This is a genomic window from Limnobacter parvus (genome assembly GCF_024623725.1).
Taxonomy (GTDB): Bacteria; Pseudomonadota; Gammaproteobacteria; order Burkholderiales; family Burkholderiaceae_B; genus Limnobacter; species Limnobacter parvus.
In genome coordinates this window covers 553808-567302 of sequence record NZ_JANKHG010000017.1, presented here as the reverse complement: position 1 = coordinate 567302, position 13495 = coordinate 553808, and the positions used below count along the sequence as shown (strand labels likewise).

The window sequence follows — 13495 nt, the reverse complement described above, 5'->3', positions numbered from 1 at the left end:
GACCCCCACCAATATTGACGATACTCTGCATCGGGAAAATGCCGAAAAAGTACATAGGTCAAACAACTTTTCATAGAGGCAGTGCCATGTACAAATTCATGTTTTTCGCGCTTGTGGTGTGCGCTGTTTATCCAGACTGGCCAATTGAAGCCATGGCAGCTGGGCAAGACATTATCGAAGGCTTTCAATCCAAAATAACCGTGGTTAACCAGAACATGTAAACGCGCAAATTGAGGCTTGTTTTGGCCTCTGTTGCGGCTCTGCACCATTGGGTTTCATTCGTATGATGTGTTGGTATTTCGACCAACCTGGTATGGAACCTTCATGTCAAACACCGCTCAATCTGAATTAAAGGGCCGCAGTGCCCGTATGGCAGTACCCACCACAGGCGTAGAACGCCTGCTTGACCCCAAAGTTCCTATCGTAACCAAGACTGACCTGAAGGGTCGAATCACCTACGCAAACCCTGCTTTCGTTGAAATTTCTGGATTTACACTGAATGAATTGATGGGCCAGCCCCACAATGTGGTTCGCCACCCCGACATGCCGCGCGATGCATTCAAGGATTTGTGGGACACCACCAAACGCAACGAGCCCTGGAAAGGACTGGTAAAAAATCGTTGTAAAGACGGCGGCTACTACTGGGTCGACGCCTATGTCACCCCCCTAACCCACAACGGCGAGAAAATTGGCTACATGTCGGTGCGATCCAAGCCCAGCGACAGTCAAAAAGCCGAAGCTGAAGCCTTGTACAAAGCAGTCAACGCCGGCAGCGCAAAATTTCCTTTCACCAAGCCAGCCAAGGGTCGTCCATTTGTAATTGACTTGGCCTTCGTCAGCTTTTTACCAGTAATGATCGCCCTGCTTTCATTAATCGACATTCCCGCCGTGATGTACACCAGCACAGCTGCTTCGTTTGTGGTCGCTGCATTGGGTCTGTTGTGGCTGAAAAATCGTGTTGAAACAACCAACAACGCCATGCTGCAAGCCATGCGTGCATTGGCTGAAGGCAATTTCAAACATGAAATTCCTGAATCGGACACACGGGAATTCAACAAAGTACACACCGCGTTCAAAAGCATGCAAGTCAACCTGCGCGCCATTATCGCAGACGTTATTTCCAATTCATCTGAAGTAAAAAACAATGCCGAGGCACTTAGCCAACTGGCCATTAATCTGATGACCCGTTCACGTCAGCAATCTGATGGCATCAACGGCGTTGCCGCTGCCTTGGAAGAATTGTCAGTGTCGGTCTCCGAGATTTCAGAAGCCACCGGTAAAAGCTCAGCACATGCCAAAAACGCGATGGACGTAGTAGACACTGGTGCAGAAAGCATGGACAAGTCCACACAGGCGACGCAAAAGGTTTCCGAAGTGGTTCAAGACGCCAAGCAGAATATTGAAGAGCTGAACCGAGCTGTAGTGAAAATTAGCAACGTGACCCGCACGATCACTGAAATTGCAGAGAAAACCAACCTGCTGGCTTTGAATGCGGCCATTGAAGCAGCGCGTGCTGGTGAATCGGGTCGCGGTTTCGCGGTTGTGGCCGATGAAGTGCGCAAACTGGCCGAAATGACACGCCAGTCCACCACCGAAATCGCCGCCACGGTGCAGGAAGTTCAGTCGGGCACCAACAAAGGCTTACAAACCATGGGCCGTGCCGTGGATGAGGTGAATATTGGCACCACATTGATTCTGGAAGCTGCAGACAGCCTGCAAGCAATTAAGGCAGCCAGCCGCGGTGTGGCGCAGTCGGCGAAAGACATTTCAGCCATGCTGGAACAACAATCGCAGGCTTCTTTGGAAGTGGCAAACAGCATGGAACGCATGAGCGCCTTGACTGAAAGTAACGTGGCAGCCATCAATGACTTGGACGGCGCTGCCAAGCAATTGGCTTCCACTTCAGGTGATTTGCGTACGCTGGTCAAGCACTTCGAGGCCAGCTTGTAAGTCAGGCAAAAGCAGTTATTTGTCTAGTTAGGCTTCAAAGGCGCTTTTCGAAGCGCCTTTTCTTTTCTCATGATCTCAAAAGCCAGTTCTTTACGATTGGCCTTTAGGGCATAGCCAGCTGCATTGAACCCAGCCTGGTTTTTCAATGCCGGGTTCGCTCCCAGTTTAAGCAGGGTGCGCGCTGCTTGCTCCCTACCTTCCCGTGCAGCCATCATTAACGGTGTGGTGTCATTGGGCGAAAGTACGTCGATTGCCCCGCCTGCGTTTACCAGGTATTCAATGGATTGGCTTGAACCTGAAGCTGCGGCGTTGTGCAGCGCAGTCCATTGTCCATTGGCGCCCTGCTTCGCACCTTTGTCCAGCAAAGCCAATACCCATTCAGGTTTGTTCAGTGTACAGGCCACCATCAAGGGGGTTTCGCCACGGCGATCAGGCAAATTGGGATCAAGCTTGTTTGACAGCAAAAGAGTTCGAACCGCGATGGGCGATTCTTTCATCATCGCGAAAACAATGGCTGGAAAACCTGCCTCATTCACGGTGTTGGGGTCCATGCCCTTCAGCAAGAGCGACTTTAAGCGATACTCGTCGTCGAACTCAATCGCCAGGAAGAAGTCTTCAAATGCATTGGCCTTTGCGGGCTTGTGCCCTAACAAAAACCCCGTAGATGCGATTGCCCACAAGGTGGCCTTTCGTAAAAAAATGCGCCTTTTCAAACCGCAACATCCTCACGTTGCTTCATGCCAAACAGGCGGTCGAAGTTCGCCGATGTTTGAATGCCTACTTCTTCAATTGCAACGCCTTTCTCATGCGCAATCACTTTCGCCACATGGGGCACAAAGCTGGGCTCGTTGGTTTTTCCACGGTGCGGCACGGGCGCCAGGTAGGGGGAATCAGTTTCAATCAGGATTCGATCCATGGGCGCAAACCTGGCCACTTCCCGCAAGTCGGACGCATTCTTGAAGCTGACAATGCCCGAGAACGATAAATACATTCCCAAATCAAGGGCTTGGCGCGCAAACTCAAGGCTTTCTGTGAAGCAGTGAATAATGCCACCGCAACCTTGTACATTTTCTTCAGAAAGAATGCGCAAGGTGTCGTCGCCTGCTGCACGGGTGTGAACAATCACCGGCTTCTTGCAAATGTTGGCCGCGCGCAGGTGCACCCGAAAGCGCTCACGCTGCCATTCCAGGTCACCCTTCAAGCGAAAATAATCCAGCCCGGTTTCACCAATACCAATGACTTTGGGGTGATCCGCCAGCTCTAGCAGTTTTTCAACCGTGGGTTCTGTGATGTCTTCGTAATCGGGATGAACACCGGCAGTGGCCCACAAATTGGCATGGTTTTCGGCCAAAGCAAGTACATTGGGGAAATCCTCAAGCTGTACGGAAATGCAAAGCACGCGACTAACCTGCGCTTCTTTCATTCGGTTCAGAATGTCTGGGAGCTGCTCGACCAGACCGGGAAAATCAAGATGGCAATGTGAATCAGTAAACACTACAAGGTTGCTGTTTTTTTCATGGAACTTTGCATTTTACCTATCATTTGTTCAATTGCCACCCGTGCGCCTTCACCACTGTCGTCTTTCGGGAATTGAACACCAATACCCTGCGTCTTGTCGCCACGCGCATTGGCACCGCACACCCACACCACCTTGCCGTTGATGGGAAATTTTTTGGCATCTTCGCCCACGGTTAGCAGCACAAACACCGGGTCGCCCAGGTTGTATTCCTTGTCAGATTCCACGAAAACCCCACCGCCCTTGATAAACGGCATATACATTGATGCTGCGGTGTTTTTATCGCCTAAGGTGAGTGACAACATCCAAGGGCGGCTGGCCTCTTTATTAATGCGCGAATTGCTGATCAAGTTATTGCTCATGGCGTACGGTGTCCGGTCGTTTTCTTGGTCAATTGCAAGGGCTTACTTGGTTAAAGTTTGCCACTGTTGCCCCACATACTCTAGCGCCAAACGGGGGTTAATTGGATGATTTGCCAAACGAAATTCTTTTTGCAGATTCTGATACAAATTGCTGAATCGATCAGCCCCTACCGATTTCACCCACATCAATTTAGGCTGCAGCCAAGGAAAATTGCTGCCTTTCAAGCCATGGGCTTGGGCCACGCAGTCGCTACAAAGGCGCATGGCCAGCTCCAGAACCACGGGCAAGCCCACTTTTTCTAGCCCAGCAGGAGGGTTGGCATGCTGGTCGGGGTTGGCTAGCCAATCCAGAAACTTCTTGCGCAATTCAAGTTGATCTGCCGCGTTTTGGGCAAGGCCCAGGGCCTCAAAGGGGTCATTCATGGCAACGCCCAACGCGACACCTGGCTGGGCAACGCCCTGCCCTTCAAGCCAGCATATGCACTCGGCAATGGCGGGCATGGGCATGGTCAGTTCCTGGCAACGCGACCGAATGGTGGGCAGTAACTTGTCGATTCGGCTGCCCACCAGCAAAAACCGCAAGCCATTGGCGGGTTCTTCCAGGGTTTTTAACAAGGCATTTGCGGTGTTGGCGTTCATTCGATCGAACGGATACACCACCACATACCGGGACGCGCCGCGGCTTGATGCCGTGTTGAAGTAGTTTTGTAAATCACGTACATCGTCGATTCGAATGTCTTGGCTGGGTTTCACGCCGCTTTTCACTTCGACATTGAAGCCAAGCTCCAGCGCCACGGCCTGCGGCATCAAATAACGCAAGTCAGGGTGGTTGCCCGCAAGGCGCATGTGGCAGCCGGGGCATTGCAGGCAAGGCTTTTTGCCCGATGCTGATTCATCTGAAAACTCGCACAGCGCTTCAGCCAAATGCTGATTCACCAGTTCATACAAACCTTTGGGCTGGTGGCCATGAATCAAAACCGGCGCTGTGGTGGCCTGCATCAAATTGCCCAGCTGGGCCTGCGCGCGCAGCAACCAGCTTGCTGTGCTCATGCCAGGCCCAGGTTCAGGTTGGTGCGCATGAATTTGTCCAGCTCGGCCAGCACGGTTTCGCCCACTTCCTGTTCGGAAGGCTGTGCATCAATCAAGCGAATGCGCCGTGGGTTCAGTTGGGAACGCTTGATAAACCCCGCACGCACCGCCTCGAAGTAACTGGTCGGCTTTTGCTCAAACTTGTCGCTGTTGCCTGCCCTGCTTTGAATACGCGCCTGTGACACTGCAATGGGCAAATCGAACAGGAAAGTTAACGCAGGCTCAAAACCCTTCAACGCCCACTTGCTTAGTTGTTGGCAATCTTCCCAACTTGCCCCACCGGCACCGGCCTGATAGGCAAAGCTGCTGTCTTCAAACCGGTCGGTGATGACCCAAACACCGCGGTCCAGCGCAGGTTGAATGGTTTCCACCATGTGCTGCCGGCGGGCCGCGTACATCAAAAGCAGCTCGGTGTTCACATCCATGTCGTGGTGAAGCACCAATTCACGAATGGCCTCACCAACGGGCGTGCCGCCGGGTTCACGGGTTTGCAGGCACTCGAAACCTTGTCCTTCAAGGCGCGCTTTTACCCGCGCAATGTGTGAAGATTTGCCCGCGCCGTCTACGCCTTCAAAACTGATCAAATAACCCTGTTTCTGTTTTTTCATGAAGCAATCACCGGCGAAGTTGGTATTTTCGGACTGCGTTGTTGTGCTCGTTCAAATTCTTGCTGAAATAACTGCCGCCGTCACCTTTGGCCACAAAATAATAATATGGGGTCTCATCGGGATTCAAGGCCGCATACAGGGCAGCTTTACCCGGTGTGGCAATGGGCGTGGGCGGCAAACCTGCACGCGTGTAGCTGTTGTAAGGGGTGTCGGTTTGCAAGTGTTTTCGGGTCAAATTGCCATCGAATTTTTCACCCACACCGTAAATCACAGTGGGGTCGGTTTGCAGCAACATACCAATGCGCAGGCGGTTCACAAACACGCTGGCCACTTTGCCGCGGTCGCTGGCCAAGCCGGTTTCTTTTTCCACAATCGATGCCATTTTCAAGGCCTCGTAAGGTGTTTTCAACGGGGTTTGGGGATCACGTTTTGCCCAGGCTTTTTCCAGCTCCACCTTCTGCAAGCGAACGGCCCGATCCAACAATTCAGACAACTTCGAGCCCGGTGAATATTTGTAGGTGTCCGGGTATATCCAGCCCTCCAGGCTGTTACCTTCCAACCCCATTTTTACGGCAATGGCCTGTTGGTCCAGGCCCTGCAAATCATCCACCAAATCAGGCTGGTTGCGCAATTTAGCCAGTAAGGCACGCGCGGTTTGCCCCTCAACCAAGGCCACACTGCTCAGCACGCCCTGCCCTTTGCTTAAATAATCCACCAAGCCCAAAGTGCTAATGCCTTCTGGCAAATCATAGCGCCCTGCTTTCAGTTGCCCTGCCGTGTTGGTCAAGCGCGCTGCAAGCACAAACAAAGTGGGGTTCACTTCAAGGCCTTGCTGATTCAATTCTGCCGCAATGGCACGTGCGCCCTTGCCGTTGCTCACATGCGCATCCACCCGCGCCTGACTGCGTTCAATCGACATGCTCAACAAGCCATAAATGCCAACAGTCATTGCAACTGCAACAATTGCCACCGCGAATACAGTGTGCTTAAACCATTGCCACACAGATGTGTTTTTCTTCAGCACTTTCTTGGATTTTTGACCTTTGCGCACGTGATTGCTATACCTTGGGTTATCAACAGGCGAGACCTTACCAGAAGCCACTACAATGTGGAGATTGGTATTCATGATAGCGGGAAAGTTTTTGCCCGTGATCAACGCAGGTTTGTTTTGTTCGACACAAAGGATTTCAGTATGTCTGCACAGTTTTTATCACGTTGGGGTGTTATCGGCGTAGAAGGTGACGATGCAGTGGCATTTCTGCAAGCACAATTGAGCAACGATGTGGCTGGCATGGCCGAAAGCCAGCTGCGCATGGCCGGGCTGTGCACCGCCAAAGGCCGCCTGCTGGGTAGTTTTTTTGTACTGCGTCACGGCAAACAAGTGTTTTTGATGTGCCGCAAGGAAACCATACCCGCACTGGTGAAGCGCCTAAGCATGTTTGTGTTGCGCAGCAAGTGCAAGGTGCGCGATTGCACTGCTGAATACAAGCTTGCCTATTTGCCAGATTCCGCCTTGGTGGCACCCATGCGTGTGCAGTGGGAAGACTCAGCCGACGTTAAAAATGCCACTGCCAGCCTGCGCCAGCTAAACGGTACTACACCGGGGTTTCAGCTAGTTGCAGCCACTGGGGCGTTAGAACAGGCTGAAGCAGACGATGCGTTCGAATTTGCCCTGCAGCAGTTGGGTATCGCCTACGTGTCGCAGGCCACAGTTGAAATGTTCATTCCACAAGCCATTAATTTTGACCTGGTGGGTGGTGTCAGTTTCAGCAAAGGTTGTTATCCCGGTCAGGAAATCGTGGCACGCAGCCACTACCTGGGCAAGGTAAAACGCCGCGTGTTTCAGGCCACTGCCAATTCAGATGTGCTTGTACTGGCCGGACAAGATGTTTGGCTGGCCGGTAAAGAAAACGAACCCGCTGGGCAAGTGGCCACCGCTGTTTCACACAATGGCGTGCAACACCTGTTGGTTGAATTGGCCGTGGGTGATACGGAACAGGCAGGGGCCACATTCACAGTCAAAAATGATTTGGGTGAAGTCAGCCTGCAGGTGAATGCGCCACCTTACGATGTGCATCAGAAAGGCAATGTGTTTGAAGTTGCATGATGCGCCAACTGTTCATTTACTACCGAATTCCCAAGGCAGACATTGCCTTGGGTCTGACCTGCGCGGGCCAGCTGATGGATGCATTGAAGAATCAGGGGCTGGGAAGCGGTGAGCTGTTTCAGCGCGAGGAAGCCGACAAGCCCTACTTCACATTGATGGAAGTAATTACCCCAGCCACGGCGCACGCGGATCACATCGAAGAGTTCACGCGAAAAGTGCAGATACAGGCCGCGGCCAGTTTCGCACTGCTGCCCAACCCACCAAGTCGGCATGTCGAGGTATTCAGCCCTGTCGGCGCTAAGGGTAGTAAATAATGTGCTTGGCCGCGGTGGCGCTGAACGCGCACCCTGATTTTCCATTCATTTGTGTCGCCAATCGCGATGAGTTTCACAACCGCCCCACTGCCCCATTGCATGTTTGGAATTCCACCATGGTTGCTGGAAAGGACTTGCAATCGGGCGGTGCCTGGTTGGGGGTGGGTACCAATAGTGAATTTGCTTTGCTAACCAATGTACGCAATTCCGCCTTGAACATGCCCGCAACTGCCCCCACGCGTGGCGAGCTGGTTGTGAATTCCATTGCCACAGGCAAAGGCCCCAGCAAGGAAAATGCGCTTGGATATGCGGGCTTTAACCTGATTCACGGCAATTTGAACAGTCTGGTTTTCAGTTGCACCAGCAATCAAGGCTTGAAACTGCAGAATGATTTGCCATTTACGGTATCGCTTAATCAAGGCATTCACAGCCTTTCAAACGGACACTTTGGCGCACCTTGGCCCAAAACCCGCAAGCTAGAAGCGGGCCTGAAATCACAGCTTGAAACCCCGAATACACAAGCTATAACCATCAAGGAATTGGAATCGGCTTTATTTGATTTGTTGGCCAACACGAGCCTTGCCGCCGATGATCAACTTCCCAGCACGGGCGTGCCTTACGAGTGGGAAAAAATGTTGTCGGCTGTGAAAATTGTGTCGCCTTTGTATGGCACCCGGTCAAGCGCGGTCGTGCTACTGGACCACAACAACACGGTTCATTTCACCGAAATTACCTTCAACCCGGCCGGAAATGAAAGTGGGCAGCAAAGGTTTGAAATACCCCTACCGCCCAAGCTTTGACTTAATGCTTTTTAAATTAACGCTTTTTTAGACTTCGTAGTCCATGCACTGGCGCGCGCTGCGCACCTCGCCGATAAAGCTTTTGATGGCTTCGTGAGTGGGGTGAACCGCGTAAGCGTCCAAAGCAGCCTTGTTCTCGAAAGTGGAGTACAACACCACGTCGTAGGTGCACTCCAGGCTGGTTCCGCCCAAGCCCACTTCAAAGTCCACAATACCCGGAACAATATTGGCGCAGGTCATTAACTTTTCTTTCACCAGTTCCATATTGCGGGCCTTGTTGTTGCCAAGGGCTTCGTCTTTCAACTGCCATAATACGATGTGCTTGATCATTGAACTTCTCTAGAATTGATTGAATAACTTTGGTTGGGCAACCTTAGTTGGGTAACCTTAATTGGGCAACTTGTAGTCTTTAAACTGCTCACGCAGTTTTAGCTTCTGAAGTTTACCAGTCGCAGTGTGCGGCAGTTCATCCACAAACGTCACATCGTTGGGCAAACAGTATTTGGCCACCTTGCCTTCGTAGAAATTCAGCAATTCCTCACGCGTTACTTCTGCACCGGGCTTGCGAACCACCACCAGCAACGGCCGCTCGTCCCACTTTGGGTGGTACACGGAGATTACCGCCGCTTCATGCACCGCCGGGTGGGCCATGGCCACGTTTTCCAGGTCGATGGAGCTGATCCATTCCCCGCCAGATTTAATTACATCTTTGCTTCGGTCGGTAATCTGCATGAAGCCTTCGTGGTTGATCTTCGACACGTCGCCAGTGGCAAACCACTTTTTGCCATCTTTGTCGGTGGTGAATGCTTTGGCACCTTCGCCGCCATAGTAGCTGTCGATTACCCAGTGGCCGCGCACCAGCAAGTCGCCAAAGGCCTCGCCGTCCCACGGCAATTCTTCGCCGTCATCGCTGACAATTTTCATGTCCACACCAAAGATTGCGGTACCCTGCTTTTGCATGATTTTTTGCTTGTCTTCCAGCGACAAGTCCTGGTGTTGAGCCTTCAAACGGCACACAGTGCCCAGGGGTGAAAGCTCGGTCATGCCCCAAGCGTGGATCACTTCCACACCCAGGCTGTTCAGGGTTTTAATCATGGCTTCAGGCGCAGCAGAGCCACCAATTACAGTTCGGTTAAAGTACGTGAACTTCAGCCCGTTTTGCTGAACATGGTTCAGCAGGCCCAACCACACCGTGGGCACACCGGCTGAGAAATTCACCTTCTCGCTTTCCAGCAGTTCGTAAATTGAAGCACCGTCCAAAGCACCGCCGGGCATCACCATTTTGGCGCCTGTCATCAAGGCAATGTATGGAATACCCCAAGCGTTCACATGGAACATGGGCACCACAGGCAAAATCGTGTCTCGGCTGCTCAAACCCAAGGCATCTGGCGTGCAGGCAGCCATGGCGTGCAACACAGTTGAGCGATGTGAATACAGCGCACCTTTGGGGTTACCGGTTGTACCTGAGGTGTAACACAGCCCTGAAGCAGCGTTTTCATCCAGTTGTGGCCACACATAGTGTTCAGAAGCGTCTTTGATCAAAGCCTCGTAATTCAGGCAACCTGCCACTGCAGGCTCGGGAGGCATGGCAGCTTCATCACACATTTGCACCCACCGTTTTACAGTGGGGCAAGCAGGCGCAATCGCTTTCACCAAGGGGGCAAAGGTGCTGTCGAAAAACACCATGGTGTCTTTCGCATGGTTGATGATGTACACCAACTGCTCGGGAAACAAACGCGGATTCAGGGTGTGCACCACAGCGCCCATCCCCGATACCGCGTAGTAAATTTCCACGTGGCGGTAACCGTTCCAGGCCAGCGTGGCAATGTTCTCACCCTGCTGCACCCCCAAACTGGTCAATGTATTGGCCAACTGCTTGGTGCGCCTGGCCACCTGCCCGTAGGTGGTGCGGTGAATGTCGCCTTCCGTGCGGCGTGAAACAATTTCAGCATGTGGGTGATGCCGTTCTGCGTGTTCCATCACCGATGAAATCAACAGGGGCATATTCATCATCAAACCTTGCATTTGCGGTCTCTCCTCCAGGTCATTCGTGTGTTCTGTCGCCTTCCCCGACTACAATGGTGGGGTTGTTTACCGAAACTATACTGCAGGACCACCCTTTGTTTCATAATCACGATTCTATTTTGGTTCAGGAATACGCAAGTTTGGGCGCGCCGTATTTGGCCGCGGTACCGGCCACGCCACTTCGTACGCCCCCCAGCCTGCTGCACCTGAACACCGAATTGGCTTCGGAAATTGGCTTGAATGTTGAGCAATTAAGCAGCACACAGGGCATTGATGCGCTTTCCGGCAACACGCCCTTTCCCGGCTACCAAAGCCAGGCCAGCGTGTATTGTGGCCACCAGTTTGGCCAATTTGTGCCGCAACTGGGCGATGGCCGTGCCTTGCTGATCGCTGAAATACGCAAAGGCAAGCAATACCGCCAGCTGCAATTGAAAGGTGCTGGCCCCACACCCTATTCCCGCCATGCCGACGGCCGCGCCGTGCTGCGTTCCTCGATTCGTGAATATTTGGCGTCTGAAGCCATGCATGCGCTGGGCATACCCACCACCCGCGCACTCAGCCTGACTGCCAGTGCCGACCCCGTATTTCGCGAAACCACGGAAACCGCCGCCATTGTGTGCCGCGTCAGTGAAAGTTTCATGCGATTCGGACATGTGGAGTTTTTCTGCTACACCAATCAGCTCGACGCACTGCGCAACCTGTTGACCTGGCACATTGAGCAGCATCACCCTGAAATTGACCTGGGTGAATCTGAGGAAAGTTTTCACAAAGGTTTGCTGGCCTGGTTGAAAATCGTGGTTGAACGCACCGCCCGCATGGTGGCCCAATGGCAGGCCGTGGGGTTTTGCCACGGCGTGATGAACACCGACAACATGAGTTTGCTGGGCCTGACCATCGATTACGGCCCCTATGGTTTTATTGATGGGTTTGATATTGACCACATTTGCAACCATTCCGACCACCAGGGCCGCTACAGCTACCGCAACCAGCCCCGCATTGCCCACTGGAACCTGTATGCACTGGCCCAGGCCCTTAGCCCACTGATTCCCGACAGCAAAGAAAACCTGCAAAACCTGCTCGATGGGTTTGCCGATGTATTTCACACCGAACACAGCGCCCTATTCGCGAGAAAGCTTGGGTTGTCTGTAGAGCAAGGCGAGTCGGCTGACACCCTGATTGAAAACACCCTGAAATTCATGCATGAACACAAGCTTGATTTCACGCGCTTTTTCCGTTCGCTCGCCGCATTGAATCCGCAAGCCAGCGCGGCGGACAACTTCGCCGCCTGGCAAAAAAGTACATTCTTTCCCTTGGCTTTGGGCGATGAAGACCAGGTGAACAATGCGAAACTTTGGCTGAATGAATGGCTTTTGCAGGTAAACAAGCAGGTGGAAGTTTCAGCCTGGCAAGCGCAGTTGAACCTGGTCAACCCGGCCTTCATATTGCGCAATCACTTGCTGCAAAACGCCATTGAGCAATCTCAACAAGGCGATTTTACCGAGGTGAACCGATTGTTCGCAGCGCTGTCTGATCCTTACAGTGCAGCGCAATTGCCAGCTGAATACACCGCCGAACCGCCCGACTGGGCAAAAACACTGGTGCTAAGCTGTTCGTCTTGAAGCGGCGCATGAATAAGTCACCATGGAGACGATGAAATGGTTGAGAAAGTAGTAAAAACTGAAGAACAGTGGCGCGAAGAACTAACGCCCACCAGCTTTGAAGTAACCCGCAAAAAAGGTACTGAGCGCGCCTTTACCGGCGAATATTGGGACCACCACGAACCCGGCATATACCGCTGTGTTTGTTGCAGCACCCCCTTGTTTGCTTCTGACACTAAATTTGATTCTGGCTGCGGCTGGCCCAGTTACTTCGCGCCACTGAACCCCGACAACGTGGAGGAACACTCAGACCGCAGTTACGGCATGGTTCGCACCGAAGTGACCTGTAAAATATGTGATTCGCATTTGGGCCACGTGTTTGAAGACGGGCCAGCGCCAACGGGCCTGCGCTATTGCATCAACTCAGTCAGCCTGGCTTTTGAGCCTTTTGCTAGTGATTCATCGGCATAATTTTTCAGCGCAACAACACCACAACTACAACATGAAACTGCTACTCGACTTTCTTCCAATTGTTCTGTTCTTCGTCAGCTTTAAATGGGCTGGCAGTAACTTAGAACAAACACAATCTTTGCTCGAACCCCTCTTGACCAGTGTTTCCAGCGCTGAAATTCAAACCGCCCAATTGCCGATTTTGCTGGCCACGGTGGTTGCCATTTTGGCCACGGTGCTGCAAATCATTTACCAGAAAGCCACTGGCAAGAAGGTAGAAAACATGCAGTGGATTGGGCTGGCCCTGATCGCTGTATTCGGTGGCGCCACCTTGATTTTGCAAAACGAAACTTTCATCAAGTGGAAGCCAACCGTCCTTTACCTGGCCATGGCAGCTGGTTTCCTGATCGCTTACGCATTCAAGCGCAACCCCATCGAAATGATGATGAAAGGCCAAGTTGACCTTCCCGCCCATGCCTGGGCTACTTTGTTGTGGGCTTGGGTCAGCTTTTTTGTGGTCATGGCCGTTTTGAACATTGTGGTCGCTTACACCTTTTCAACTGAGGTGTGGGTTGACTTCAAATTGTTTGGTTCATTGGGGGCCACTTTGGTGTTCGTGGTTGGGCAAGGGATCTACATGTCCAAGCACATGAAAGAAAGCAGCGAGGCCAAGTAA

Annotated in this window: 16 protein-coding genes; 8 read left to right on the top strand and 8 right to left on the bottom strand. The window is 52.4% G+C overall.

Annotated features, from left to right (window positions below):
- The first annotated feature begins 86 nt into the window (after positions 1-86).
- Together NSP04_RS09800 and NSP04_RS09795 are read left to right on the top strand one after the other, a co-directional pair.
- Entirely contained in the window at positions 87-221 is a 135-nt protein-coding gene (locus tag NSP04_RS09800; protein ID WP_257512147.1) for a hypothetical protein, read from the top strand.
- Between the two features lie 103 nt (positions 222-324).
- Entirely contained in the window at positions 325-1950 is a 1626-nt protein-coding gene (locus tag NSP04_RS09795) for a methyl-accepting chemotaxis protein (protein ID WP_257512146.1), read from the top strand.
- A gap of 23 nt (positions 1951-1973) precedes the next feature.
- On the opposite strand, the gene NSP04_RS09790 is transcribed toward NSP04_RS09795, so the two are convergent.
- The 6 genes from NSP04_RS09790 to mltG are packed head-to-tail and all read right to left on the bottom strand — an operon-like array spanning position 1974 to position 6651.
- Entirely contained in the window at positions 1974-2663 is a 690-nt protein-coding gene (locus NSP04_RS09790) for an ankyrin repeat domain-containing protein (RefSeq protein WP_257512145.1), read from the bottom strand.
- The gene (locus tag NSP04_RS09785; protein ID WP_257512144.1) at positions 2660-3445 is read right to left on the bottom strand and encodes a TatD family hydrolase; all 786 of its coding nucleotides are present in this window, start codon (positions 3443-3445) and stop codon (positions 2660-2662) included. Before NSP04_RS09785 ends, NSP04_RS09790 begins: the two co-directional genes overlap by 4 nt.
- A complete protein-coding gene (locus NSP04_RS09780) occupies positions 3445-3828 on the bottom strand; it encodes a PilZ domain-containing protein (protein ID WP_257512143.1) in 384 nt (127 codons plus the stop codon). The genes NSP04_RS09785 and NSP04_RS09780 overlap by 1 nt, the downstream gene beginning before the upstream one ends.
- Positions 3829-3870: 42 nt before the next feature.
- Positions 3871-4878 (bottom strand): DNA polymerase III delta subunit-related protein, encoded by a 1008-nt coding sequence (locus NSP04_RS09775; RefSeq protein WP_257512142.1) that lies wholly within the window; start codon positions 4876-4878, stop codon positions 3871-3873.
- The gene (gene tmk / locus NSP04_RS09770; RefSeq protein ID WP_257512141.1) at positions 4875-5525 is read right to left on the bottom strand and encodes a dTMP kinase; all 651 of its coding nucleotides are present in this window, start codon (positions 5523-5525) and stop codon (positions 4875-4877) included. The genes NSP04_RS09775 and tmk overlap by 4 nt, the downstream gene beginning before the upstream one ends.
- Positions 5526-5532: 7 nt before the next feature.
- Positions 5533-6651, bottom strand: a complete 1119-nt coding sequence (gene mltG, locus NSP04_RS09765) for an endolytic transglycosylase MltG (protein ID WP_257512140.1) — start codon at positions 6649-6651, stop codon at positions 5533-5535.
- A gap of 66 nt (positions 6652-6717) precedes the next feature.
- Between mltG and ygfZ the strand changes: the two genes are divergently transcribed.
- From ygfZ to NSP04_RS09750, 3 genes are read left to right on the top strand one after another with little or no spacing between them, the layout of a single operon-like run.
- On the top strand, positions 6718-7632 hold the full coding sequence (gene ygfZ, locus NSP04_RS09760; protein ID WP_257512139.1) for a CAF17-like 4Fe-4S cluster assembly/insertion protein YgfZ: 915 nt from the start codon (positions 6718-6720) through the stop codon (positions 7630-7632).
- Entirely contained in the window at positions 7629-7946 is a 318-nt protein-coding gene (locus NSP04_RS09755; protein WP_257512138.1) for a DUF4936 family protein, read from the top strand. The genes ygfZ and NSP04_RS09755 overlap by 4 nt, the downstream gene beginning before the upstream one ends.
- Positions 7946-8746, top strand: coding sequence for an NRDE family protein (locus tag NSP04_RS09750; protein WP_257512137.1), 801 nt, complete (start codon positions 7946-7948; stop codon positions 8744-8746). Before NSP04_RS09755 ends, NSP04_RS09750 begins: the two co-directional genes overlap by 1 nt.
- Before the next feature lie 27 nt (positions 8747-8773).
- On the opposite strand, the gene NSP04_RS09745 is transcribed toward NSP04_RS09750, so the two are convergent.
- Positions 8774-9076 (bottom strand): Dabb family protein, encoded by a 303-nt coding sequence (locus tag NSP04_RS09745; protein WP_257512136.1) that lies wholly within the window; start codon positions 9074-9076, stop codon positions 8774-8776.
- Positions 9077-9133: 57 nt separating this feature from the next.
- Positions 9134-10771, bottom strand: a complete 1638-nt coding sequence (locus tag NSP04_RS09740) for a 3-(methylthio)propionyl-CoA ligase (protein WP_257512135.1) — start codon at positions 10769-10771, stop codon at positions 9134-9136.
- A gap of 95 nt (positions 10772-10866) precedes the next feature.
- On the opposite strand from NSP04_RS09740, the gene NSP04_RS09735 reads away from it, so the two are divergent.
- Genes NSP04_RS09735 through NSP04_RS09725 form a run of 3 tightly spaced genes read left to right on the top strand, consistent with a single transcriptional unit; the run spans position 10867 to position 13495 of the window.
- Positions 10867-12390, top strand: coding sequence for a protein adenylyltransferase SelO (locus NSP04_RS09735; protein ID WP_257512134.1), 1524 nt, complete (start codon positions 10867-10869; stop codon positions 12388-12390).
- A 36-nt stretch (positions 12391-12426) separates the two neighbouring features.
- Positions 12427-12840 carry a peptide-methionine (R)-S-oxide reductase MsrB gene (msrB, locus tag NSP04_RS09730; protein WP_257512133.1) on the top strand — a complete coding sequence of 138 codons (414 nt, stop codon included), beginning with the start codon at positions 12427-12429 and terminating at the stop codon, positions 12838-12840.
- 31 nt (positions 12841-12871) lie between these two features.
- Positions 12872-13495 (top strand): septation protein A, encoded by a 624-nt coding sequence (locus NSP04_RS09725; RefSeq protein ID WP_257512132.1) that lies wholly within the window; start codon positions 12872-12874, stop codon positions 13493-13495.